This is a genomic window from Lentzea alba (assembly GCF_011067745.1).
GTDB classification, from domain to species: domain Bacteria; phylum Actinomycetota; class Actinomycetes; order Mycobacteriales; family Pseudonocardiaceae; genus Lentzea; species Lentzea alba.
The window spans coordinates 180,457-204,863 of sequence record NZ_JAAMPJ010000004.1; the positions used below are offsets into that span (position 1 = coordinate 180,457).

Annotated in this window: 21 protein-coding genes; 6 read left to right on the plus strand and 15 right to left on the minus strand. The window is 68.0% G+C overall.

The window, feature by feature from the left end:
* Positions 1 to 63: 63 nt before the first annotated feature.
* From G7043_RS16530 to G7043_RS16540, 3 genes are all read right to left on the minus strand, one after another.
* Positions 64 to 1,710 (minus strand): S8 family serine peptidase, encoded by a 1,647-nt coding sequence (locus G7043_RS16530; RefSeq protein WP_166046554.1) that lies wholly within the window; start codon positions 1,708 to 1,710, stop codon positions 64 to 66.
* A 132-nt stretch (positions 1,711 to 1,842) separates the two neighbouring features.
* Positions 1,843 to 2,463, minus strand: a complete 621-nt coding sequence (locus G7043_RS16535; RefSeq protein WP_166046555.1) for an L-threonylcarbamoyladenylate synthase — start codon at positions 2,461 to 2,463, stop codon at positions 1,843 to 1,845.
* A gap of 19 nt (positions 2,464 to 2,482) precedes the next feature.
* Positions 2,483 to 3,664 (minus strand): zinc-dependent alcohol dehydrogenase, encoded by a 1,182-nt coding sequence (locus G7043_RS16540; protein ID WP_166046556.1) that lies wholly within the window; start codon positions 3,662 to 3,664, stop codon positions 2,483 to 2,485.
* Positions 3,665 to 3,739: 75 nt separating this feature from the next.
* On the opposite strand from G7043_RS16540, the gene G7043_RS16545 reads away from it, so the two are divergent.
* Together G7043_RS16545 and G7043_RS16550 are read left to right on the plus strand one after the other, a co-directional pair.
* Positions 3,740 to 5,386, plus strand: coding sequence for a glutamate--tRNA ligase (locus tag G7043_RS16545; protein ID WP_166046557.1), 1,647 nt, complete (start codon positions 3,740 to 3,742; stop codon positions 5,384 to 5,386).
* A gap of 366 nt (positions 5,387 to 5,752) precedes the next feature.
* The gene (locus G7043_RS16550) at positions 5,753 to 8,356 is read left to right on the plus strand and encodes a glycoside hydrolase family 3 protein (RefSeq protein WP_166046558.1); all 2,604 of its coding nucleotides are present in this window, start codon (positions 5,753 to 5,755) and stop codon (positions 8,354 to 8,356) included.
* Between the two features lie 15 nt (positions 8,357 to 8,371).
* On the opposite strand, the gene G7043_RS49890 is transcribed toward G7043_RS16550, so the two are convergent.
* The 4 genes from G7043_RS49890 to G7043_RS16570 all read right to left on the minus strand — a co-directional run bounded on the left by G7043_RS49890 (position 8,372) and on the right by G7043_RS16570 (position 14,317).
* On the minus strand, positions 8,372 to 11,968 hold the full coding sequence (locus G7043_RS49890) for an nSTAND1 domain-containing NTPase (protein ID WP_166046559.1): 3,597 nt from the start codon (positions 11,966 to 11,968) through the stop codon (positions 8,372 to 8,374).
* A 196-nt stretch (positions 11,969 to 12,164) separates the two neighbouring features.
* On the minus strand, positions 12,165 to 12,764 hold the full coding sequence (locus G7043_RS16560; RefSeq protein ID WP_166046560.1) for a YigZ family protein: 600 nt from the start codon (positions 12,762 to 12,764) through the stop codon (positions 12,165 to 12,167).
* On the minus strand, positions 12,761 to 13,825 hold the full coding sequence (locus G7043_RS16565) for an ATP-dependent DNA ligase (RefSeq protein WP_313887917.1): 1,065 nt from the start codon (positions 13,823 to 13,825) through the stop codon (positions 12,761 to 12,763). The genes G7043_RS16560 and G7043_RS16565 overlap by 4 nt, the downstream gene beginning before the upstream one ends.
* A gap of 54 nt (positions 13,826 to 13,879) precedes the next feature.
* Entirely contained in the window at positions 13,880 to 14,317 is a 438-nt protein-coding gene (locus G7043_RS16570) for a helix-turn-helix domain-containing protein (protein WP_166046561.1), read from the minus strand.
* A gap of 148 nt (positions 14,318 to 14,465) precedes the next feature.
* Here G7043_RS16570 and G7043_RS16575 point away from each other — a divergent pair, with 148 nt between their 5' ends.
* Positions 14,466 to 14,846, plus strand: coding sequence for a hypothetical protein (locus G7043_RS16575; protein WP_166046562.1), 381 nt, complete (start codon positions 14,466 to 14,468; stop codon positions 14,844 to 14,846).
* Here G7043_RS16575 and G7043_RS16580 read toward each other — a convergent pair.
* On the minus strand, positions 14,825 to 16,048 hold the full coding sequence (locus G7043_RS16580; protein WP_166046563.1) for a ThuA domain-containing protein: 1,224 nt from the start codon (positions 16,046 to 16,048) through the stop codon (positions 14,825 to 14,827). The genes G7043_RS16575 and G7043_RS16580 overlap by 22 nt on opposite strands.
* 83 nt (positions 16,049 to 16,131) lie before the next feature.
* Positions 16,132 to 16,992 (minus strand): lytic polysaccharide monooxygenase auxiliary activity family 9 protein, encoded by an 861-nt coding sequence (locus tag G7043_RS16585; RefSeq protein WP_166046564.1) that lies wholly within the window; start codon positions 16,990 to 16,992, stop codon positions 16,132 to 16,134.
* 68 nt (positions 16,993 to 17,060) lie between these two features.
* Here G7043_RS16585 and ilvA point away from each other — a divergent pair, with 68 nt between their 5' ends.
* Entirely contained in the window at positions 17,061 to 18,296 is a 1,236-nt protein-coding gene (gene ilvA, locus G7043_RS16590; protein ID WP_166046565.1) for a threonine ammonia-lyase IlvA, read from the plus strand.
* 80 nt (positions 18,297 to 18,376) lie between these two features.
* On the opposite strand, the gene G7043_RS16595 is transcribed toward ilvA, so the two are convergent.
* Both G7043_RS16595 and G7043_RS16600 read right to left on the minus strand, forming a co-directional pair.
* Positions 18,377 to 19,018, minus strand: a complete 642-nt coding sequence (locus tag G7043_RS16595; RefSeq protein ID WP_166046566.1) for a DUF4360 domain-containing protein — start codon at positions 19,016 to 19,018, stop codon at positions 18,377 to 18,379.
* A gap of 57 nt (positions 19,019 to 19,075) precedes the next feature.
* Entirely contained in the window at positions 19,076 to 19,699 is a 624-nt protein-coding gene (locus G7043_RS16600; RefSeq protein ID WP_166047024.1) for a DUF4360 domain-containing protein, read from the minus strand.
* 307 nt (positions 19,700 to 20,006) lie between these two features.
* Between G7043_RS16600 and G7043_RS16605 the strand changes: the two genes are divergently transcribed.
* A complete protein-coding gene (locus G7043_RS16605) occupies positions 20,007 to 21,122 on the plus strand; it encodes a DUF2341 domain-containing protein (protein WP_166046567.1) in 1,116 nt (371 codons plus the stop codon).
* 85 nt (positions 21,123 to 21,207) lie between these two features.
* On the plus strand, positions 21,208 to 21,453 hold the full coding sequence (locus G7043_RS16610) for a mycoredoxin (RefSeq protein ID WP_166046568.1): 246 nt from the start codon (positions 21,208 to 21,210) through the stop codon (positions 21,451 to 21,453).
* On the opposite strand, the gene G7043_RS16615 is transcribed toward G7043_RS16610, so the two are convergent.
* The 4 genes from G7043_RS16615 to G7043_RS16630 form a co-directional block, all read right to left on the minus strand.
* The gene (locus G7043_RS16615) at positions 21,446 to 21,934 is read right to left on the minus strand and encodes a DinB family protein (protein WP_166046569.1); all 489 of its coding nucleotides are present in this window, start codon (positions 21,932 to 21,934) and stop codon (positions 21,446 to 21,448) included. The two genes, G7043_RS16610 and G7043_RS16615, sit on opposite strands and share 8 nt — an antisense overlap.
* A 40-nt stretch (positions 21,935 to 21,974) precedes the next feature.
* Positions 21,975 to 22,553, minus strand: a complete 579-nt coding sequence (locus G7043_RS50490) for a chitinase (RefSeq protein ID WP_449279969.1) — start codon at positions 22,551 to 22,553, stop codon at positions 21,975 to 21,977.
* 585 nt (positions 22,554 to 23,138) lie between these two features.
* A complete protein-coding gene (locus G7043_RS16625) occupies positions 23,139 to 23,828 on the minus strand; it encodes a chitinase (protein ID WP_166046571.1) in 690 nt (229 codons plus the stop codon).
* Positions 23,829 to 23,940: 112 nt separating this feature from the next.
* On the minus strand, positions 23,941 to 24,324 hold the full coding sequence (locus tag G7043_RS16630; protein ID WP_166046572.1) for a VOC family protein: 384 nt from the start codon (positions 24,322 to 24,324) through the stop codon (positions 23,941 to 23,943).
* Positions 24,325 to 24,407 lie beyond the last annotated feature (83 nt).

Genomic DNA, 24,407 nt, shown 5'->3' on the forward strand with positions numbered 1-24,407 from the left:
CAGCCGCCGTGCCCCGATCGTGTGTGAGCACGACCGGGGCGCGGCGGAGTCATCTGGCGAGGATCAGAGGAACTCACCGCCGCGGGTGACGGCGGCGAAGGCGTCGACGACCCCGTGGCCGTAGAAGCCGTTGAAGTTCAGGCCGCCTTCACACGTCGCGTTGTACTCCGCCGGACGACCGGTGTGCTCGTACGACACCGTCCGCGGCGTGGGGCAGGGGACCTTGTCGGCCGTGCCCTTCAGCACTCTCTCCACCTGGGCCGGTGGCATCGTCAGCGTGCCCGGCCGCGCCGGGTCGGGCTTGCCGTACTGGCTGACCGTCAGCGCCGCGGTGGCGGCGACGTGCGGTGACGCCATCGAGGTGCCGTCGATGAAGGCGTAGAACGCACAGGTGCCGCCCTTGCAGTGCTTGACGAGGTGGCCGTCTGTGTGGCCCGACGGCGTGATGTTGTCGTTGTCGTCGATGTAGTCCTTGGCCCGCGCGGCGTTGCGCGGATACGTGGAGAGGATCCTGTTCTCGTCGGTCTCGTACCACGGCGTGCCGAAGTAGTCCTTGAAGTACCCGCCCGGCGCGGACAGGTCGGTCTGCTCGACGCCGTAGTCCGAGCGGTCGGACTTTGCCTGCGACGGCCCCAGCGCCGTGACGCCCAGGACGTGCTCGCCCTCGGCCGGCATCTTCAAGCACGTGGCGTTGTCGGTCGCTCGGGTGCGGTTCGTGCCCTCCGGGAAGCCCGGACTCGTGGTGTCGTTGCGCGGCTTGCCGAGGTCGTCGTGGTTGTTGCCCATCGAGCTGACCAGCGTGACGCCCTTGTTGTGCGCGTAGTTCAGGGCGCGCTGGAACGCGGCCACCGTCGTGCGCTGCTCGATCTGCTCCTCGAGGCTGTCGTCCGGGCTCGCGGCGCAGTTGTACCGCCACGGGTCGACGAAGAACGACATGTTGATCACGTCGAGGCCGATGTCGGCGCCGTAGGTCAGTCCGTCCAGAACCGGCTGCAGGAAGACGAACGGGCTGTCCTGTGCCGCGCGGAGGTTCACCAGCGTGACGTTGGGCGCGACCCCGGCGGTGCCGAACCCGTTGCGGGCGGCGGCGATGATCCCCGCGACGTGCGAGCCGTGTCCGTCGTCGTCGACGTCCACCGGGTCGACGCAGCTCGGCACCTCGCACGCCCCGTCGATGCTCGGGATGTCCCGCGTGAAGTTGCGGGACAGCGCGCGGTTCAGCCGCGGCCCCAGGTCGGGGTGGCTGCCGTCGATGCCGCTGTCCAGCACGCCCACGTACACCCGAGGATCACCGACCTGCTTGTCCCTGGCCAGATCCGCGCGCACCATCCGCAGGCCCCACTGGTCCTCCTCCAGCGGTTCGGTCGTCGCGCTCGCGGCGACCGGCGTGCTGTCCGGGCCGGCGGTGGCCTCGGTGGGTTCGCCGAGGGTGATGTCGCGGGCCGCGCCGTACACCGCGTCCGACGCCGTCACCTTGGCGATGAACCCCGCCTGCGGCGCCCGTGCGCTGATGGTTCCGACCGAGGTGTTCTCCTTGACCACGGTGCCGCCGGCCGACCGGATCGCCGCGATCGCCGCGGTGCGGCTGGCGCCGGTCTCGACGAGCACGGTGAAGCCGCTCAGCGTCTCCGCCGTCGCGACCGCGTCGTTGACACCGGCGACCAGCAGCGGCACCACCAACGCCAAAGGAATGATTCGATGCTTTCTCACTGAATGTTTCCCCCTCTGCTCGCGCCGCGACCGCCTGCGCGGTCACGGCCACGTCCAGCAGACAGGGCCATCGGTTGTTCGAGGTCGGGGTGGGCCTTTAAACAACCAACGCGTGAAGAACGGGACGATCCCCTATTCGAAGCGGTCCGCGTCGCCCGCGCCGTAGCGGATGATCTCGGCCTCACCGCTGGAGAAGTCCACCACCGTGGTGGGCGTGGTGCCGCACTCCCCGGAGTCGAGCACCGCGTCCACCACGTGGTCGAGCCGCTCCTTGATCTCCCAGCCCTGCACCAGCGGCTCGGCCTCGTCGGGCAGCAGCAGCGTGGACGTGAGCAGCGGCTCGCCCATCGCCTCCAGCAGCGCCTGGGTGACGACGTGGTCGGGGATGCGCGCGCCCACCGTCTTCTTCTTCGGGTGCATCATGCGGCGCGGCACCTCCTTCGTCGCGGGCAGGATGAACGTGTAGTTGCCCGGCGTGGAGGCCTTGATCGCGCGGAACACCGCGTTGTCGACCACCACGAACTGGCCGAGCTGCGCGAAGTTCTCGCACATCAGCGTGAAGTGGTGCTTGTCGTCGAGCTTGCGGATCTCGCGGATGCGGTCGATGCCGTCCTTGTTGCCCAGGCGGCAGCCGAGCGCGTAGCAGGAGTCCGTGGGGTACGCGATCAGGCCGTCCTCCTGCAGGATCCGCACCGCCTGGTCGATGGCGCGCTTCTGCGGGTTGACCGGGTGGACGTCCAGGTACTTGGCCATGCGGGGCAGGATATGCCGATCAAGGTTTGAGCAGCACTTTGACCATGCCGTCGTTCTTCTTCTGGAACGTCTCGTACGCCGCCGGTGCCTCGTCGAGCGGCAGCCGGTGCGTGGCGAAGTCGTCCACGCCCAGCGGGTCGTCGTCGGTGAGCAGCGGCAGGATCTCCGGGACCCAGCGCCACACGTTGGCCTGACCCATCCGCAGCTGCAGCTGCTTGTCGAACATGGTCAGCATCGGCAACGGGTCCGCCATGCCGCCGTACACGCCGACGATCGAGACCGTGCCGCCGCGACGCACCATGTCGATCGCGCTGTAGAGGGCCTTCAGCCGGTCGACGCCCGCTTCCTTCATCAGCTTCTGGGCCATCGGGTCCGGCAGCAGACCGGTGAGCTGCTGGGCGAGCTTGCCGACCGGCGCGCCGTGGGCCTCCATGCCGACCGCGTCGATCACCGCGTCCGGGCCCCGGCCGTTCGTGAGGTCCTTGACGACCTCGGTCAGCCGCTTGCCGGCGCCGCGCACGTCGATGGTCTCGATGCCACGTGCCTTGGCGCGCGCGAGCCGTTCGGGGACGAGGTCGATGCCGATCGCCCTGGCACCCTTGTGCCGTGCGACCCGGCAGGCCATGTCGCCGATCGGGCCCAGACCGAGGACGGCGACCGTGGAGTCGGGCTGGACGCCTGCGTACTCGACGGCCTGCCAGGCGGTGGGCAGCACGTCGCTCAGGTAGACGAACCTGTCGTCCGGCGGGCCCTCCGGCACCTTGATCGGGAGCTTGTTGCCGAACGGGACCCGCAGGTACTCGGCCTGGCCACCGGGGACCTGGCCGTAGAGCTTGGTGTAGCCGAAGAGCGCGGCGCCGGACCCGTGCTCTCGCACCTGGGTGGTCTCGCACTGGCTCTGCAGGCCCTGCGCGCACATCGCGCAGGTGTTGCAGGAGACGTTGAACGGGATCACCACCCGGTCACCCGGCCTGAGCTCGGTGACCGCGGCGCCGACCTCCTCGACGACACCCATCGGTTCGTGCCCGAGGATGTCGCCCTCGGTCAGGAACGGCCCGAGCACCTCGTAAAGATGCAGGTCCGACCCGCAGATGCCGCTGGAGGTGATCTTCACGATCACGTCCTCAGGTTCCTTGAGACCCGGATCGGGGACGCTGTCGACCCGGACGTCGCGTTTGCCGTGCCAAGTGACTGCCTTCATGCCCAGGGCGTTCCCCGTGGTCGCGCGTTGATAACCTGGGACGACTCTCTTTCCCCGGTTTGGAGACCCTCAGCGATGCTCGACCGTGCCGTCGTCGACGCCCTCTTCCCCTCGGACCTGCCCGAGCCGTCCTTCTGGGAGGAGCAGTACCCGCCCCGCGGGCTGGGCGCGGACGCCAAGGTCACCCGTCTGGGCCCGTCGCCGACCGGGTTCCTGCACATCGGCGGCCTGTACGTCGGCATGATCGACCGCGACCTCGCCTCGCACTCGGGCGGCTCGTACATCGTGCGCGTCGAGGACACCGACCAGGCGCGCGAGGTCGAAGGCGCCGTCGACCAGTTCAACCGCGCCTTCGCCTACTTCGGGATCGAGCCCGACGAGGCGGACTCCGTCGGCTCGTACGGCCCGTACCACCAGTCGCAGCGCGAGCAGATCTACCTGACCTACGTGCGCGAGCTGCTGCGCTCCGGCGCCGCGTACCTCTGCTTCGCCACGAAGGAAGAGCTCGCGGACATCACCGCGCGCCAGCAGGCCACCAAGCTCCCCACCGGCTACTACGGCCGCTGGGCGATCTGGCGCGACAAGACCGCCGAGGACGTTCAGGCCGCTCTGGACGAGGGCCGCCCGTACGTCGTCCGCTTCCGCTCGCCGGGCAAGGCGGGGGAGCGCACGAGGTTCGTCGACGCCATTCGCGGGGAGTTGGAGCACGAGGCCAACCGCAACGACGTGGTGATCCTCAAGGCCTCCGACCAGTCACCGCGCCTGCCCACGTACCACTTCGCGCACGCCGTCGACGACCACCTGATGCGCGTGAACCTGGTGATCCGCGGCGAGGAGTGGATCTCCTCCGTCCCGACCCACCTGCAGCTGTTCGACGCCCTGGGCTTCGAGCGCGTCGAGTACGCCCACATCGCCCCGCTGATGAAGCAGCAGGGCGGCTCCCGGCGCAAGCTCTCGAAGCGCAAGGACCCCGAGGCCTCCGTCGAGTTCTTCATCGAGGCGGGCTTCCCGGCCGAGGCGGTCCAGTACTACCTGCGCGGCCTGGTGAACGCCCGCCTCGCCGATCTGCCCCTGGCGGAAGCTTTGTCTTCACCGATCTCGCTGGCCGAGTGCGGCGTCGCCGGACCGCTGGTCGACCTGGTCAAGCTCGAGGACATCGCCGCCGACTACGTGGCCACGCTGTCCGGCGACGAGATCATCTCGCGCATCTCGAAGTGGGCCGCCACGTACGACCCGGCCCTGGTCACCGTGCTCGCCGATTCGCGTGACGAGGCACTTGCGGCCCTGCAGGTGGAGCGCGGCCCGGAAGTCGCCAACCCGCGCAAGGACCTCCGCAAGTGGTCCGACTTCCGCACCGCCTACGGCTTCTTCTTCCCGTCGCTGTTCGAGCTGGTTTCCGACCGCACCGACGAGCGCCTGGGCGGCCTGTCCCCGGACCTGATCTCGGCCTTCGCCGCCGACTTCGCCGACGGCTACGCCGATCTCGAAGACGGCCAGGAGTGGTTCGGCCAGATCCGCGAGCTCGCGGGCAAGCACGGCTTCGCGCCGAACCCCAAGGAGTTCAAGAAGAACCCGGACGCCTACCCCGGCTCCATCAAGGAGGCGGCGCAGCTGATCCGCGTCTCCCTCACCGGCTCGACCCGCAGCCCGGACCTGCACGCCGTGGCCCGCACGCTGGGCAAGGACGAGGTGCTGCGCCGGGTGCGCGCCCTGGTCGGCTAGACGGTACGTGCGGCGGCCCCTGGTTCCTGCGGGAACCGGGGGCCGTTCCGCATCCGGTGCGCTGCCCACTTTCGGGCCGCATCCGTCGCGGCGGTGCCCGTCAACTTCCGGCCCCACCCAAGCCGACCCGCGCAACCACCCACTTGGCCACGGCAGAGCCACCACCCGACCAGCCGCCACCCGATCGCCCCCCAGCCACCCAACCGGACCACCCCCCACCGCCATGCGACGGCCGAGCGAGGGCGGGCGAACGGGTCAGCGAGCGGGCTGCAGAGGTGTGCGAGGTTCGTCCGGAAGAGTTCCGGAACAAAGTCGTGAGAGCGTTCCCATTGACGCGGACGTAACATGCCGTTGAGGATCTGCGGCATGCATTGGAGAAGCACTCTCGCCGCAGTGCTGGGGCTGACGCTCGCCGCCAGCGCTACGTCGGCCGTCGCCGCGCCCGAGGCGCAGCAGCACGGGCCGAAGCAGACGGTCATCGGGCAGCCCCGGACGGAGCACGGGTGCGCCCGCATCGAGAAGTCCCTGCCCACCCTCAAGGACTGGCCCAGGGTCGAGAGCCAGCTCAAGGGCGACCGCAAGGACGAGGCTCGGATCAAGCAGATCCTGGCGAACATGACGCTGGCCGAGAAGGTCGGCCAGATGACGCAGCCGGAGATCGCCGCGATCACGGCGCAGGACGTCACGACGTACGGGTTCGGGTCCGTCCTCAACGGTGGCGGTAGCTGGCCCGGCGCGAACAAGAAGGCCACGCCGCAGGACTGGCTGAAGCTCGCGGACGCCTACTGGGACGCCTCGAAGGCCACGCGCACCAAGATTCCCGTCATCTGGGGCATCGACGCGGTGCACGGCAACAACAACGTGTACGGCGCGACGGTCTTCCCGCACAACATCGGGCTCGGCGCGGCGCACGACCCGTGCCTCATCCGCGACATCAACGAGGCCACGGCCGAGCAGATTCGGGCGACGGGTCAGGACTGGGCGTTCGCGCCGACGCTCGCGGTCGTGCAGGACGACCGGTGGGGCCGCACGTACGAGGGCTTCTCCGAGGACCCGCGGATCACCCGCGCGTACGGGTTCGAGGCCGTCAAGGGCCTGCAGGACAACGCGAGGAAGCGCATCGGCGAGGACGGCGTGATCGCCACCGCCAAGCACTTCCTCGGTGACGGCGGCACGACCGGCGGCAAGGACCAGGGGGTCAACGCCGCGTCCGAGAAAGACATGATCAACATTCACGGGCAGGGCTACTACGGGGCACTGGCCGCGGGTGCGCAGACGGTGATGATCTCGTTCAACAGCTGGACGAACGACGTCATCAACGAGGGCAAGGTGCACGGCAGCAAGTACGTGCAGACCGGCATCCTCAAGGAGAAGATGGGCTTCGACGGCCTGCTCGTCTCCGACTGGAACGGCATCGGCCAGGTCACCGGCTGCACCAACGCCAGCTGCCCGCAGGCGATCAACGCCGGCATGGACATCATCATGGTGCCCAACGACTGGAAGGCGTTCATCACCAACACGATCGCCCAGGTCGAGTCCGGTCAGATCCCGATGGCGCGCATCGACGACGCCGTCACGCGGATTCTGCGCGTCAAGCTGCGCGCCGGCGTTTTCGACGCCCCCAAGCCGTCCCAGCGCGAGCACGCAAACGACCAAGACGCCCTGCTGCACAAGGAACTCGCTCGCAAGGCCGTGCGGGAGTCCGCCGTGCTGCTCAAGAACGAGAAGCGCGTGCTGCCGTTGTCCAAGCGCAGCAAGGTTCTCGTGGTCGGCAAGAGCGCGGACAACATCGGCAACCAGACGGGTGGCTGGACGCTGTCCTGGCAGGGCACCGGCAACACCAACGCCGACTTCCCCAACGCCACCAGCATCCTCAAGGGCATCCAGGACACGCTGGGCGCCGCCAACGTCACGTTCGCCGAGACCGCGGACAACGTCGACCCGAAGAACTACGACGCCGTCATCGCCGTGATCGGTGAGACGCCGTACGCGGAGGGCGTGGGCGACCTCGGCAAGCGGTCGTTCGAGGCCGCCCGCCTGCAGCCGCAGGACATCGCCGTGCTGGACAAGGTGTCCGGCAAGGGCAAGCCGGTCATCACCGTCTACGTCGGCGGCCGCGCGCTGTACATGAACAAGGAGATCAACCGCTCCGACGCGTTCGTGGCCGCCTGGCTGCCCGGCACCGAGGGCCAGGGCGTCGCGGACCTGCTGATCCGGGGACGCCACAACGGGTTCAGCGGCAAGCTGTCCTACTCGTGGCCGGCCGAGGCCTGCCCGGCACTGCCCGGCGAACCGGCCAAGACCCCGCTGTTCAAGCTCGGGTACGGCCTGCGCGACTGGCAGACCGGCAACGTCGGCAAGCTCGACGAGACCAGCCCCGGCGCCCTGTGCTCCGGCGGTGGCGGTGGCACGGCGACCGAGGACCTGGAGATCTTCAACCGCACGGACATCGCTCCGTACCAGGCGATGATCGGCTCCCCGGAGAACTGGGGCGGCACCGTGGTCGGCCCCGACGGCCAGGCCTCGCACGCCGAGATCAACGTCGTGCAGTCCGACGTCAACGTCCAGCAGGACGCGCTCAAGACGACGTGGACCGGCACAGGCCCGGGCCAGGTGTACCTGCAGAGCCCGACCGGCGTCGACCTGCGCGGTTACGGCAACGCCAACGCGGCCATCCAGTTCGACGTGATCGTGCACCAGGCCCCGGCCAACCGCACGGTCGTCAGCGCGCACTGCGTGTACCCGTGCATGGCCGAGATCGATGCCACGCAGGCGTTCCGCAACCTCCCCGTTGGACAGAAGGCGACCGTCAAGATCCCGGTGTCGTGCTTCTCCGACAAGGGGTTGGACCTGGAGAACGTCAACACGCCGTTCCTGGTCTACACCGACGGCGCGTTCCAGGCGTCCTTCGCGAACGTGCGATGGGTGCCCAAGGCGGGCGCCGATCCGGACGTCATTCCCTGTACGTAGCCGAAAACACGTGCCCTACCGGCAGAACTGCCGGTAGGGCACGTCCGGGAACTGGGCCGACCACTGCTCCCGCGTCAGCGGCTCCGGGCGTTGCGCGCACAGCCGTGCGGTGGCGCGGTCGAGCCCGACCTCCCACAGGCGGACGGTGGTGTCGTTGCCCCCGGACGCCAGGTAGGAGCCGTCCGGGCTGAACGCGAGCGCCGGCACGTCCCACGTGTGACCGGCGTACGTCGTCTCCAGCCGCGGCCGGGCCGGGTCCGTGAAGTCCCAGAGCCGGATCTTGCCGTCGGAGTGCGAGATCGCGGCACGGGTGCCGTGGAACGCCACCGCGTAGGCGACACCGCCGGCTCCGGTGAGCACGGCCACCTCACGCATCGTCGCGGTGTCGATCACCCGGACATCGGTGTCCCCCTGGCCGGTGAGCAGCAACTTGCCGTCCTGGCTGAACGATCCGCGCAACGGGTTGTCGCCGTTGCCGGGGAACGGGATCTCCTTCAGCTCTCTCAGGTTCGTGGCGTCGAACAGCCGCGCCTGCTTGCCGGTGCCCGTGACGATCCGCGTGCCGTCGGGGCTCCACGTCACCGTCCACACCGAGGCGTACCAGGCTTCGGTGCGGAAGAGCTCCCGGGGCTGGCCGGCGTTCGTCATGTCCCACAACGACAGCACCTTGTACGAGCCGACGGCGAGCGCCCTGCCGTCCGGGCTGAACGCGACCGACACCGAGGGCTGGTTCGCCAGCGCGACGAAACTCGCCTTCAGCCGCGGCGCCGCCGGGTCGGTGACGTCGTAGATCCGGACCCACGAGTCGTCACTGGCCGCCGCGAGCCACTTCCCGTCCGGGCTGAACGTCGCGGAACGGACGAACCCGGTGGCGTCGGTGATCCACGCGAGCGGCTCGCGGGTGCGTTGCGGGGTCATCTTCCACAGCCGCACCGTGCCGTCCCAGCTGCTGCTCGACAGCACCTCGCCGTCGGGGCGGAACGACACCGACGACACGTTGTTCTCGTGACCGAACAGCGGCATCTGGCGCAGTTCCTGGACGCGCACGAACCTGCCTTCGACGATGACCACCGTGGTGCCGTCCGAGGTGAACCGCGCGGCGTAGTTGCCGCCGGGCAGCGAGCCGAGCATCCGGGGAGTGCCGGTCAGGCCGACGCCGTCCATGCTCCACAGGCGGACGCGTCCGTCGCCGGTGGCGGCGAACGTGGTGCCGTCCGGGGAGAACGACACGCCCCAGACGATCGCGGTGCTGCCGGTGAACTCGGTGCGGAATCGCGGCGCCCGCAGATCGGTCACGTCCCACAACCGGGCCGTGTGATCCCACGACCCGGTGGCGATCGTCCGGCCGTCGGGGCTGAACGTCAGTGATTGAACCGCCTGTGAGTGCCCCGTCAGCTCACCACTGCGCTGTGGGGGGCCGTCGAGGGAGTACAGCACCACGGACGAGCGGGAGGACACGGCGAATGCGCGGCCGTCCGGACGGAAGGCGGCGGCTCTCATCGTGCGATCGTGTCCGGGCAACGTGTGTGTGAGCACCGGATTGGGTGGGTCGGCGATGTTCCACAACCGTGCGCTGCCGTCGTTGTGCGTGGTGATGACGAGCGTGCCGTCCTGGTTCATCGCGCTCGCCGACAACGCCTCGACGGGGGACAGGATCACCCCCAGCCGCCGCGGGTGCCGCGGGTCCACCGTGTCGAACAACGTGACCGCGTGCTCGTCGGCGACCTGGAGGAGACGGCCGTCCTTGCTGAACTCGATGCCCAGCGGCTGGTCGTGAACCGAGGTCCCGGCGAGGAGGACCGGCTCGCGGTGGTCGGCGATCTCCCACAGCTTGACCGAGTGGTCCCAGCTGGTGGTCGCGAGCGTGCTGCCGTGGAGCGCGGCACCGGGGATGTCGGTGGTGTGCGCCATCCAGCTGGTGAAGTGCGGTCCCGACGGGGCGCTTGCCAGGTTGTCCCTGGTCTCGGCGTTGTCGGTGAGCTCGTGTGCGGCGAGGCTGAGCTGGGCGGACCGGTCGGAGTCGGCCGTCTGCAGCGTCTTCGCGTCGCTGACGGCCTGGCGGGCGAGGGCCATGTTCCGCTGTGCCGTGGACTCGCGCTGGGCGCTGATCGCGAACCCCACCGCCGTCACCGCGAGCACGAGCAGCACCGTCAGCAACCCGACGAGCTGCCGCAGCCGGCGAGTTCGGCGGCGCGTGGCGACCTGCTCGGCTTCCTCGGCCTCGATGCTGGCGTTGAGGAACCGGCGTTCGCGTGCGGACATCGCGTCGTCATCGCCCGTTGCCCACTCGCGGGCCAGTGCGAGCCGCACGCCCCGATAAAGCGCGCCCGAGTCGCGGTTCAGCGACTCCCAGGTCGCGGTCGCCTCGGTGAGCTGGTGGTGGACGCGCAGGCCGTCGCGGTTCGCGGTCAGCCAGCCCGAGAGCCGCGGCCACGACCGAATCACTGCTTCGTGCGTGAGGTCGATGCCGGTGTCGTCGAGCGTGATGAGCCGTGCGCGCGCGAGGTGGTCGAGTACGAACAACGTGTCGTCATCGTTGTCGAGAGAGTCGCGGTTCACGCGGCGCTTGGTGTCCTCAGTGCCCTCGCCGAGCGCCGTCAGCCGCAGGAAGATCTTGCGCGCGATCGCCTGCTGTGAAGCGTCCAGGGCCAGGTACGCGGCCTCGGCGCTCTGGGCCAACGCGTGCCGGACACCGCCCGTCTCCTCGTAGCCCGCCACGGTCAGACGCGTGCCACGACGACGACGCCACGTCTCCAGCAGTGCGTGCGAGACCAGCGGCAACGGCGCGTGCTCGGCCTCCAGCACGGACACCAACGCGCCCTCGACGGTGTAGCCGGCGCGCAACGCCGGTTCGGTGATCGCGCGCCGCAGCTCCTGCGGGCTCATCGCGCCGACCAGGATCTGCGCGTCGTGCAACGCGTCGACCAGCGCGGGATAGCGGCCGCAATGACCGTAGAAGTCCGACCGGACGCCGATGACGACCTTCTTGCCGGCCACCGAGGTGATCGCGTCGATGAACGCGACCCGCTCGTCCTCGTCGCGGCAGAGCGTGAAGAGCTCCTCGAACTGGTCGATCACCACCAGGTCCGCGGTGACCTCGCCCCAGAGCGCGAGCGGGTGCGGGCCGGGGGAGAGGACGTCGGCGGGCCGCGACGCCACCAGACCGGCTCGCAGCAGCGACGACTTGCCGGAACCGGAAGCGCCGAAAACGCCCACGAAAGAACGTTCGGCGCACTTTTCCAGCAGTTGTCCGACGAGCTTTTCCCGGCCGAAGAACCGGCTCGCGTCCTCGGCCTGGAAGGCGCCCAGCCCGAGGTACGGCGGTTCCCGCTCGGGATCGGCGGGCTTCGCGCTCTCGGCCACCTCGTGCCATCTTCGCCGCCATTGTTCGACGTCACCGCCGCACGCGTGCACATAAGCCGTGGTCACGGCCAGGCTGGGCAGTTTCCGCCCGCCCGCGGCCTCGGAGAGCACCGTCACCGAATAGTGCGCGGCCTTGCTCAGCTCGCGGTAGGTCGGTTTACCTGCTTTCTCACGCAACAATCTCAAGTCCGCGGCGAACCTGAGCAGCTCGTCATCGTCGGAATCCAGCGGGCGCTCGGGTCTCGGCACCCGCTGGATTGTTCTCTCGTTGTTTGTTCGGCGTCCAGTCGGCGGAACCGGACAACGCGATCGCTCTAGAAAGAACCCATGAACGGTGACATTCGCGACCTGCTCGTCGAGACCCGCAAACCCGACAACCCGCCGCCGGACCCGAAGACGTAGGTCCCGCGGGCGGCGCCCTTCTCGGGGTGGGGCGCCGCCCGCGTCAGCTGTCGAGGTCCACCGGCTCGCCCCGGATGGCGGTGACCGCACCGCCGGTCTGCGCGGCGAGCCAGACCTCGAACGCCTCCGGGTCCTTCGTCAGCACGGTGAAAGTGACGTCGTGGCCGTACTCGGTGTCCGCGACGTGGTGCCCGGCCGCGCGCAACGCGTTCTCCAGCTTTCCTGCCTGATCGTGGTCCACGGCGAGAAGCACGCTCTCGTGTCGTTCACGGGTGAGAGTGCCCAACGCGTCGATTGCCTCGGACACTGCCCGCCCGTACGCCCGGACCAGGCCACCGGCGCCGAGTTTGATGCCGCCGTAGTAGCGGGTGACGACAACGGCCGTGTCGACCAGATCGCGCCGTGTGAGGACCTCCAGCATCGGCACACCGGCCGTGCCAGCGGGTTCGCCGTCGTCGGACGAACGCTGGGTGTCGCGAGTGCGGAACGCCGTGCAGTTGTGCGTGGCCTGCCAGTGCTCCTTGCGGATCCGCGCGAAGAACTCGGAGGCTTCCTGGTCGGAGGTGACGCGGGCGACGTGGCACAGGAACCGCGACCGCTGGATCTCGATCTCGTGCGTGCCGTCCCGCTTGATCACCTTCACCGGTCGATTGTCCGCCTTCTTTCCGCCTCGCCGAACAGCGCGTCCAGCTCGGCCGGTGGCACCTCCTCGAGCTGCTCGTACGTGCAGTCGACCGGATCTTTGTCCTCCCGGAAGCGCACGAGCCGGGAGGTGTGCCGGAACCGTCCGCCCTGCACGTGCTCGTAGCGCACCTCGGCCACTCGTGACGGATCGAGCAACACGATCTGAAGCTGCTTATCGGGGTTCCAACGGCTGTTCATGCCCGGACCTTCGTACGTCGCCCACGCGCTCCACGGGTGTTCGGCGGGGTTCAGCAGCGGCTTGAGCTCCTCGACCAGTTCACGGCGCCGGGCGGCGGTGAAGCTGCTCGCGACGCCCACGTTGTGCAGCTCGCCGTCCTGGTAGAGCCCGAGCACCAGCGACCCGACGGTCTCGCCGTCCTTGTGCAGGCGATAGCCCGCGACCACGCAGTCGGCCGTCCGCTCGTGCTTGACCTTGAACATCACCCGCTTGTCCGGCTCGTAGACGCCGTCCACCGCCTTGACCATCACCCCGTCGAAGCCCGCGCCCTCGAAGCGGGTGAACCAGTCCTGCGCGACGTCCGGGTCCGTCGTGGACGGTGTCAGGTAGACGCCGGGGACCTCGGTGACGATCTCCTCCAGCTGCTCCCGGCGCTCGCCCAGCGTCAGCCCGGTGACGTCGGCGTCGCCGCACGCCAGCAGGTCGAACGCCACGAACGAAGCCGGCGTCTCGACGGAGAGCTTCCGCACCCGCGAAGCCGCCGGGTGCAGCCGCAGCTGGAGGGTGTCGAAGCTCAGCCCGTCCGGGGTGACCAGCACGATCTCGCCGTCGACCACGCACCGCGGCGGCAGCGCCTGCTTCAGCAGCTCCACGACCTCGGGGAAGTACCGGGTGAGCGGCTTGTCGTTGCGCGAGCCCAGTTCGACCTCGTCGCCGTCGCGGAACACGATGCAGCGGAAGCCGTCCCACTTCGGCTCGTACGCCAGGCCGTCCCCGCGCGGCAGTTCGGGCACGGACTTCGCGAGCATCGGCTTCACCGGCGGCATCACGGGCAGGTCCACAACGGGACCATAAGGTCAGCGCAACGCCACCGCGAGCTTTCGGTCGGCCACGAGTCATCCTTCGCCGCGCTCGGCCTGTTCCTGTCGGTAGACGACGTCCAGCAGCTCCATGACGAGGCGGCGCCGGTCCGGGGACAGCTCACCCGCGCGCATCGCCATGAGCTGCGCGTCGCTGCCCGAGGCGATCTCGTTGAGCCTGCTCTGTTCTTCCCGCAACGACCGCAGCTGCTCGTCGACGCGGTCGGTGACCTCGTCGTCGAAGAAGTAGCTCACGGGCACGCCGAAGAAACCTGCCAGCGCCTGCAGGTGCTTGAACGTCGGGTTGTCCTTCTTGCCCTTGCGCAGCTGCCAGATGTAGCTCTGCGAGATGGTGACGCCGGTGTCCGCGATGGCCGCCGCGACCTGCTCGTTGCTGTACTCCTGGCCGGAACGGGCGGTGTAGCGCGCGAAGAGGTGGTTGAGCTTGTCCGCCAGGCACCGTTCCCCCGCCATCGCGGCTCCCCCCGTTGCGCGCAGTGGGCCTCTCCACCCACGGAAAGGGCTATCTGGGTGACGAGATTTTCGCCAGTTGAAAGCCCGCCAATCGCCAACATAGACTCCTGGCGAGCCTGTCTCAACTGCGGTGAGGAGGAGCTCGGACATGGCGCTTGCCGAACGGCAGGGTTCCTTTCACCGAACCGTGATCGACGTCGTCTACAAGACCATGAACCAGCTCGCCCAGACGGATTCACCTGACGAGGTCTTCGAGTTGCGCGAGCAGTTGCGTGCCGCGCTGCCGTGGTGGCGGGGACTGCTGCGGATGCACGAGCCGAACGAGCGGCACCGGTGCAAGTCGTGCCGCGCCTGGTACGGGCGGCACCGTGCGTGGCCATGCCCCGTGTGGCGGGACGCGGTTTCGGCACTGCACCAGCTCAACGACATGTACGGGTTCCTGGGCTCGTCCCACCCGGCCTCGTCGAGCAGACCGGGGGAACGAGTGACCGTGATCGGGTCCGAGCATCACCCCAGCCGGAACGACTGAGCCGCCGACCCGGTGCAGGTCGCCTGGATCAGCTGCACCCCGTCGGCGGTGCTCGCGGGCGCCGACAGGCACTTGCCCGAGTGCCGGGCCGTGATCGTCGAGTAGCCGTCCGCGCCCGTGGTGACGCGCCACTGCTGGTTCGTGCCGCCGCCGTAGGTCCACAGGTGGATGCCCGCGCCGTCCGCACTGGACACGTTGCTCACGTCCAGCACCTTGGCCGGGTCGTTGCGGTAGTCCAGGCGGGAGTAGCCGTCGGACGTCGCCGTCGCGCGGAAGTTCTGCGCGGTGGTCCCGTTGCAGGAGTACTGCTGGATGACGGTGCCGTTGTCGAGACCGGCCGACCGCGCGTCGACGCACTTGCCGTTGCCCAAGTTGACGATCGTCTTCCAGGCGGGTTGCGGCTGCTGCGTCCCGCCGCCCAGCCACAGCAGGCTGTCGATGAGGAAGTTGTTCTGGGTGGCGGAGGCGAAGGTGGACGACAGCGGCCTGTTGGCCGCGTAGTCCATCGCGTTGTGGCCGAAGTTCGCGTAGATCATCTTGTAGTTCTTGTTCGTCCACATGATCGGGTAGTACCCGCTGCGCCACTGCTGGTTCGGGTCGGTGCCGAGCGGGAAGCTCGACGGGTCGACGCTCGCCAAGACCTGGATGTCCGGGTTCGTGCGCAGATCACGCGACCAGCTGTACCACTCGCTGACCGACGACGTGAACTTCTCCGGCAGCCGCAGGGTCGACGGGTGCGTGCGGGTCTCGACCTTCAGCGTCGCGGTGGTGGGGCCCCAGGTGTTGTTGACGAAGTTTCCCTTGCCCAGGAACGTGTTGTGGTACCAGGACCACTCGTTCGCGTTCTGCGTGAACGCCGAGACGTGGAAGCCGAACCACGCGCCGCCGGCGTCCATGTAACGCTGGAACCCCGCGCGCTGGGTGCCGTTCGGCAGGTCGTCGAGGAAGACCACGACCTGGGCCTGGGCCGGGGTCAGGGCGTTCAGCCGGTTCCAGTCGGTCGTCGCCTCGTAGGTGAACCCGTTCTCCTGGGCGGTCCTGGCGAGCCAGGGGTTGGCCTCCTTGACGAACGAGATGTGCGCCAGGTCGTTGGTGCCGTAGTAGAAGCCGAGCACCTTGAACGGGGCCGCCTGTGCCGGGCTTGCGACCGGGACGAGCGTTGCGGCAAGCATTGCCAGCAACGCCAACAGTTTTCTTGCCATGCGGGCACACACCTCACTGTTGCAGGGTTGCGCGCCCGAAGATCATCGTAGGGATGGTCCAGACCTGTTGGGGACCGGGACGTTCACAGAATTCTTTTGCGCCACAACATGATCCCGCCGATCACCGCGAGTCCTCCCAGTGCCGCCACCACGGCGGACATGCCGAACCTCGTTGCACTGGAAGGAGGTTGTTCGGCGGTCGACGCAACGGGAACGGGTCGCGGCGTGCTCGACTTCGGCGTGGAGGACGGCGGCGCGGAACTCGACGGCGGCGCGGCCGGGGCCGCCTGCGCCTGGGCGGGCGGGACCGGTTTCGGTTGCGGTACAACCGGTGCGGGTGCAGCGGCAGGTGCCGGCGCCGCGATCTCGACGTCGGTGCACGAGTAGTAGGTGTCGGGCGTGTCGGTGTTCTGCCAGACCGTGTAGATGAGGTGACGTCCGGTCAGGTTCTGCGGCAGCCGCACCTTGAACTCGTACGAGCCGTCGACCAGCGGGGGAGAGGGCACGTTCAGGAACTGGTCCAGGTCTGCCCACCGCAGCGGCCGGGCCGGCGAGTAGCCGCCCCGCGTCACGTAGAACCGGAACGAACCCTGGTGCGGGATCGTCGCCCGATAGGTGAAGTCGGTGCTCTTGAGCTTCGTCGCCGGCCACTGCGCGCTCGGCAGGTCGAGCCCGGCGTACTTCGCGAGCCCGGCGCTGCACAGCTTGCCGTCGGGAACCATCGCGGTGTCGCGCCCGGCCACGTTCGGCAGCCGGATGTTGTCCCACTCCTTGGACGGCAACCCCGCCTGAATGGCACTGCGGCACGGCGAGGATGATGCTGTTGCCTGACCCGGTGAGCACAGAAAAGCCCTGCTCGCGGGGTCGGTCGGCGCGCCATGGGCGTGCGCGGGAACCGCGGAGAGCATCATGAGCAGCGTCAGAACGCCCACAAGGCGAAACACGAGCACCTCCCCTGTCTTTCTAGGGGTACGCGTGCCAGACCCGAGTCGTTCACGGAAGATGTAATGTCATGTCCTTCGCTGATGAGGTGTCCGCCGCCGCAGCCCGGCTGGGCGGAGTCGCACGCACCACGCCGCTCGAGGTGAACCAGCGGCTGTCCGAGCGGACCGGCGCGCGCGTGTGGTTCAAGCGCGAGGACCTCCAGGTCGGCCGTTCGTACAAGCTGCGCGGCGCCTTCAACCTGCTGTGCCAGACCGAGTTCGCGTTCGGCGGCGCGGTCTGCGCGTCGGCCGGCAACCACGGCCAGGGCATGGCCTACGCGTGCCGCCGCCTCGGTATCGAGGGCCGCGTGCACGTGCCCCGCACCACCCCGCGCCAGAAACGCGACCGCATCTCGGCCCTCGGCCAGGGCATGGTGCAGCTGATCGTCGACGGCGACACCTACGACGACGCGGCCGCCCTCGCGAAGGAGTACGCGCTGACCACCGGCGCGACCCTGGTCCCGGCCTTCGACGACCCCCGCACGGTCGCCGGTCAGGGCACCGTCGGCCTGGAGATCGTCCAGCAGCTCGGCGGCGCCCCCGACGTCGTCGTGGTGCCGGTCGGCGGTGGCGGCCTGCTCTCCGGCGTCGGCACGTGGTTCAAGGAGCGCTTCCCGCGCACCCGCATCATCGGCGTGGAACCGGCGGGCGCGGCGAGCATGATCGCCGCCGTGCAGGCGGGCCACCCCGTGACGTTGCCCGAGGTGGACTCCTTCGTGGACGGTGCCGCGGTCCGCCGCGCCGGCGACGTGACGTTCCCGATGGTGCGCGACAGCGGTGCCGAGCTGCTCAGCGTGTCCGAGGGCGCGGTCTGCACGGAGATGCTGGAGCTGTACCAGATCGACGGCATCATCGCGGAACCCGCGGGCGCCCTGGCCTCGGCCGCGTTGCTGGAGGAGATCTCCGTCGCGCCGGACTCGACGGTCGTGTGCCTGCTCTCCGGCGGCAACAACGACGTCTCCCGCTACGCCGAGGTCGTCGAGCGGTCGATGGTCCACCGCGGCCTCAAGCACTACTTCCTGGTGGAGTTCCCGCAGGAGCCGGGCGCGCTGCGGCGGTTCCTCGACGAGGTGCTCGGCAAGGACGACGACATCGTGCTGTTCGAGTACATCAAGCGCGACAACCGGGAGACCGGCGCCGCGCTGGTGTGCATCGAGCTCGGCCGCCGCGAGGACTACGACCTGCTGTGGGGCCGGATGAAGGAGTCCCCGCTGAAGATCCAGCACGTGGCGCCGGGCTCGACCGCCTACCGCTTCCTGATCTGATCTTCACCCGCACGAGTGATCCATGGGGGGCACATTCATGGACGTCAGGTCCATGAATGTGCCCCCCATGGTTTTCGGGGTTACGGCTTCGGTGGGCAGGTCTTCCACGCGAAGTGGTAGGTCGTCTCGATGGACCCGTCGGTGGAGTCCATCGCGATGAAGCTGGTCTTCGTCTTGTCCGACGTGCCCGCCATGACCCGCAGTTCGGTGTTGATGTTGAAGTTTCGCTTCTCACCGCACGGGTGGTAGACGATCGCGGCCACGTCGGTCGTGTCGGTCGCCTGCCAGTCGTCGCTGAACGGGCCGGCGTAGTTGTGCTGCTTGAACGCCGTCTGCGACATGCCCTGGAAGTAGTAGTTGGCCTTCTCCAGGGCCGTGGCGCCGCGCTCGAGGTGCGCGAAGCCGCGGTAGTCCGTGGACGCGATGCCGTAGGTGAAGCCGGACGGAACGTTGACGCGCAGGTTCAGCTGGCAGTTCTTGCGGAAGTCGGTCGGCAGCGCCTGCGGGCCGACCTGCGCCATGAACTCGCTGTACGTGACGGTGAACGCCTTGTTGTCCGGGCTCACGGCGACCGCGGCCGTGCCCGCCCGGCAGCCCGAGCCGTTGATGGTCACGACGTCGATGGTGATGATGTCCGGCGGCGGCGTGTCTCCGGGGGCGCCGCCGGGCGGGATGATGATCGTCGACATCGCGAGCGCGGCCGCGGCCAGTGTGTTGAGCATGGGGCACCTTTCCGTCTGAAGTTCAACCAAGAACGGCGGCGGGAAATGGTGCCTGGATCAGCAGCGCTTCCAGGAGAACTGGTACTTCGTGCTCACACTGCTGTCCGTGGAGTCCATCGTCATGAAGCTGTTGGCCTTCGACGCGGTCCCGGCGTTCACACGCAGTTCGGTGTTGATGTTCAGGTGCCGTACTTCGCCGCACGGTGCGTAGATGATTTCCGACACCGTGGCGCGGTCGGTCGCCTGCCAGTTGTCGGACTTCGGGCCGTAGAAGGTGTGGGTGCGGCTCGCGGTCTGCGACATGCCCTGGAAGTAGTAGTTGCCCTTTTCGACGCCCGTCGCCCCCTGCTGCAGGTTGGCGAAGCCGCGGTAGTCGGCCTGGGCGATGCCGAACGTGAAGCCCTGCGGGTAGCTCACTCTGATGTTGAGCTGGCAGTTCTTGCGGAAGTCTGTGGGACCTGAGCCCTGTCCGGCCTGGGCGAGGTAGTCGCTGTAGGTCACCGTGAACGCCGTGCGGTCATCGGCGGACGCCACTGCCGCGGTGCCGGCCGGGCAGCCGGAGCCGTTCACCGTGACCACGTCGATGGTCACGAAATCAGGAACGTCCGAAGCGGCTTGCGCTGCGGGCGCGGTCGCCATGGCGGACACTATTAGGGCAGCAGCCAGCACCGTTTTCAGCATGGCCAGCCTTTCTTTCTGAAGTGTGGTACCGGCGACGGAATCCAGACGATATCGGAAACCCTGAGTGGTGAAGGGCCGCCGAATGGGTGACCGAATTGCCCGGCAATGCTTGTGGAAAAGCAGCACTAATTGCACACCCGAAATTCTCGGCCGTGCGCGCACCATGCTCACCCACGGTGTGCGGGATTGACCTGACGATTGTCTGACGATCGTCGTTCGCTGGTCCGATCGGGTGAGGTGGGGCTGACAGGAAAGAAAGTTTCCAGTAAGACGGTGGGTGTCCGCCGCCCCGGACAAAAGGGACCACATGCACAGGACTGGGCGAACTCTCACCATTTCCGCCGCGTTGCTCGCGGGCCTCCTGCTCCCCGCGGTGGCGTCCGAGGCCCAAGCGGGCTGGGCGCACCAACGCAAGATCACCATCGACACGACCGCCGCCGGCGCGAACGTCTCCGGCGACGTCAAGGGCTTCCCGGTGCCGGTGCGGCTCGACGCGTCGAACTTCGACTTCGGCCAGGCCAAGCCGGACGGCGCGGACGTCAGGTTCGACGACGCGGCGGGCAGGCCGCTGCCGTACGAGATCGAGAAGTGGGACGCGGCGGCCAAACAGGCGGCGATCTGGGTGCGCACCGACGTCAAGGGCAACGCCACCCGGACCATCACGCTGAAGTGGGGCAACCCCGAGGCGTCGGCGGAAAGCGACGGCACCAGGGTGTTCCCGAAGGCCGACGGCTGGATCACCGCCCACCACCTCGCGGAGAAGGGCGCCGCGAACGGCTACCGCGACTCCGCCGGCAACCTCGACGGCAAGGGCGTCAACATCACCGGCGACGCGACCGGCACCGGCGTGGTCGGCAACGCGCTGTCGTTGACCAGGGCCAGGAGCGAGTACGTGCTGCTGCCGGGCAGTGAGACCAGCGGGCTGTTCAACCCGTTGCCCGCCAAGGGAACCTTCTCGATCTGGTCCAACGCGAAGACGCACCCGGCCGCGTACATCGCGATGTTCTCCAAGGGCGAGTCAGGCTTCCGCATCCACTACTTCGGCGAGGGCGACCAGACCGAGCCGTGCATCGACGTCGCGAACTACGACTGGTGCCCGCTGCCCTCCGGCGCCTACACGAAGGTCAAGAACAACACCTGGTACCACTTCGTCTTCGTCATCGACAAGCCGAACGCCTACTACTACATCAACGGCAAGCTCGAAGTCGGCAAGACCGACACCAACGCGTGGAAGACCACCGGCACCGAGCCCGTGACCATCGGCAACAACGAGAAGACGCCCGGCGGCAACAGCCGCAAGCGCTCGTTCGACGGCCTGCTGGACGAGGCGCGGATCCTGTCCGTGCCGAAGGACAAGAACTGGGCGAAGCTCGACTTCGAGTCCCAGAAGCCCGGTTCCAAGCTGCTCAGGCACGCGAAGTGACGTGAGCCGCACCCTGGGATGAACCACTCCCCGTCGAGCGTTGATACTCATGACATTGACCAACCTCGATGAGGAGTGCCCTCTGATGGCTCCTGACCAGCTCACCGTGTACTCGACCTCGTGGTGCGGCTACTGCCGGATCCTGAAGACCTCGCTCGACCGCGAGGGCATCGAGTACGTCGAGATCAACATCGAGGAGACGCCGGGCGCGGCCGACTTCGTGATGAGCGTGAACGGCGGCAACCGCACGGTGCCGACCGTCCACTTCCCGAACGGCAAGGCGCTCACGAACCCGTCGCTGGCGCAGGTGAAGGAACAGCTCGTCAGCTGAACAGCTGATCGGTCGTCGAAGCGCCGTCCAGCGCCTCGCGGATGATGTCCGCGTGCCCGGCGTGCTGAGCGGTCTCCCGCAGCACGTGCAGCACGATCCGCCGGACCGACCACGGTTCGGGGTTCGGGTCCCACGGCGCCGGCGGCAGCTGGACCAGCTTGTCGAGAGAGGCGGCGCGCACGGCCTCGTTGGTCGCGCGCGCCGCCTCGGCGTAGGACGAGAGCAGTTCCTCGAACGAGCCGCCTTCCCACGTGTACTGGCCGGTGTCGAGCATCCCGTCGGGAACTCCCGGCCGTTCGGTCAGGATGTGCGTGTACCCGCGCTCACACTGGACGAGGTGCTTGAGCAATCCGCCCAGCGTGAGCTCGCTGACGGTCGTGCGCTTGCGGGCGTCGGCCTCGGAGAGTCCCCGCATCGCGATGCGGAACACCCTGCGCTGATCGTCCAGCATGTCCAGCAGCTCGTCGTGCTCGTTGGTCATGCGGCCAAGCTATGGCCGAACTAGGACAGCTCGGGTCCTACTAGCAGTACAGGTTCGCGCCGGCCGGCACGCCGAGGATTCCGACGAACTGCTGGTACTTCGACACGCGGCTCTGCACCTGCGCGGGGTTGCCGCCGTTGCACTCCAGCGATCCGTTGATGCTGCGGATCGTCTCGCCGAACCCGGCCCCGTTGACCATGGCGTTGTGCCCGGTCATGGTGCCCGGCCCGGTCTGCGTGTTCCAGTACCAGAGCGCCGTCTTCCACGAGATCGCGGCGTCGCTCGCCACCCAGCCCGGGTTGTTCAGCAGGTCGAGGCCGAGGTACTGGCCGGCCGAGTAGTAGTTGAAGTTCCACGACAGCTGGATCGGGCCGCGGCCGTAGTAGGCGTACGTCCCGCGCGGGCAGCCGTAGGGCCTGCTCTCGTCGCAGAGGTCGTTGTTCTTGTTGATCTCCTCGATGTACACGAGGCCGCCGGTCTCGTGCGAGGCGTTGGCGAGGAACGCCGCCGCTTCCTGCTTCTTCACCGTGTCGCTGCCCGTCTTCGCGAAGCCGGGGAACGAGCTCATCGCGGCCACGAGACCGCTGTAGGTGTAGAAGCCGTTGCGGCCGGGGAACATCTGGTTGAACTGGGCTTCGCTGACGACGAAGTCACCGCCACCACCGCCGCCGCCGCAGTTGTACGGCTCCCAGTACCAGGTGGAAACCGTTGGGCTGTAACCGGGATTGTCGTGCTCGGCGATGTAGTAGTTGCCTTCGAACCGGACGATGCTGCCGGTGACGTACCACTGGCCCTGCACCCAGTCGGTGAACGTGCAGGTGCCGCCACCACCTCCACCACCGTCACAGCTCGTGGGTTCCCAGTACCAGGTGGAAACCGTTGGGCTGTAACCAGGATTGTCGTGCTCGGCGATGTAGTACGCGCCTTCGAACTTCACGATCGAGCCGGCCGTGTACCACTGACCCTGCACCCAGTTGGTGTACGTGCAGGCCTGTGCGGACACTTCCGCCTGTGCGGACGCGGCTGGTGTGATGACGGCCAATGCCGCCGCCATCACACCAGCCGCGATAGACGCCAAGATGCGTTTTCTCAGCAAGGTCACCCACTCCTGGAGTCTGCGCGCCCGAGGAATCAAGGATGTGAACTACGCTGAGATTGGCACCGGTGGTCCAGACCAGTCAAGGGTCTAGACCTGTTCTCTTGATCAGCAGTACAGGTTGCCGCCCGTCGCCACACCGATGATTCCGGTGAACTGGCGGTACTTCGACACGCGGCTCTCGACCGTTCCCGGGTTCTTGCCGTCGCACTCCAGGGATCCGTTGATGCTGCGGATGGTCTGACCGAAGCCGCGCGAGTTGACCATGGCGTTGTGCGGGGTCATGGTGCCGGGACCGTTCTGCGTCATCCAGTACCAGATCGCGGTTCGCCACGAGATCGTCGCGTCGGTGGCCACCCGGTCCGGGTTGTTCAACAGGTTGACGCCGAGGTAGTCGCCCGCCGCCTTGTAGTTGAAGTTCCACGACAGCTGGATCGGGCCGCGGCCGTAGTACTCCTTCGGGCCGCGCGGGCAGCCGTAGGGCCTGGTCTCGTCGCAGTAGTCGCCGTCCCGGTTGATCTCGCGGATGTGGACGAGGCCGCCGGTCTCGTGCGAGACGTTGGCGAGGAACGCCGCCGCTTCCTGCTTCTTCACCGTGTCACTGCCCTGGTTCGCGAACGAGCCGAACGTGGCCATCGCGGACTTCAGGCCGCTGTAGGTGTAGAAGCTGTTGCGGGACGGGAACATGCGGTTGAACTGCGCTTCGGTGACGATGAACGCCGCCGCCGTCGCCGGCTGCACGAACGTGAAAACGCCCAGCAGCGCGACGATCAGGGCGGCGGCGCGTGTTCCGAACATGGGGACCAACTCCTCAGAGCATCAGCGCGCCCACGGTGTGTTACCGCTCTCACGGTGGCAGCCCCGGTGCTCCGAGTGCAAGAGGTGGTCTAAACCTTTTAGATACGTGAACCTACGCGCCGGAGCCGTACGGCCTGGTGATGATCTCCAGTGCGTGGCCGTCCGGGTCGTTCCAGTAGACGCCACGACCGCCGTCGTTGCGGTTGATCTCGCCGGGCTTCGAGTGGAACGGGTCGGCCCAGTAGTCGAGACCGCGTTCCTGGATCCGGCCGAAGATCTGGTCGAACTCGTCCTCGGTCACCAGGAACGCGTAGTGCTGGTCGGTGATCGGTGCCGCGCTGGTCAGGTAGTCGAGCGAGACGCCGTTCGCGACCTCGACGACGAGGAACGGGCCGAAGCGCACCGGCTCCGGCAGGCCGAGGATCTCGGTGAGGAAGCGCGCCGAACGCTCCTGGTCGGTCACGTGGACGATGGTGTGGTTGAGCTGTACGGGCATGTGTTCTGCTTACTCCGCCGCAGGGGAGTTGTCAGGCCAATACGTGCATCGCCGACCTCTGATGGGTATCGGGGCGGCGACGA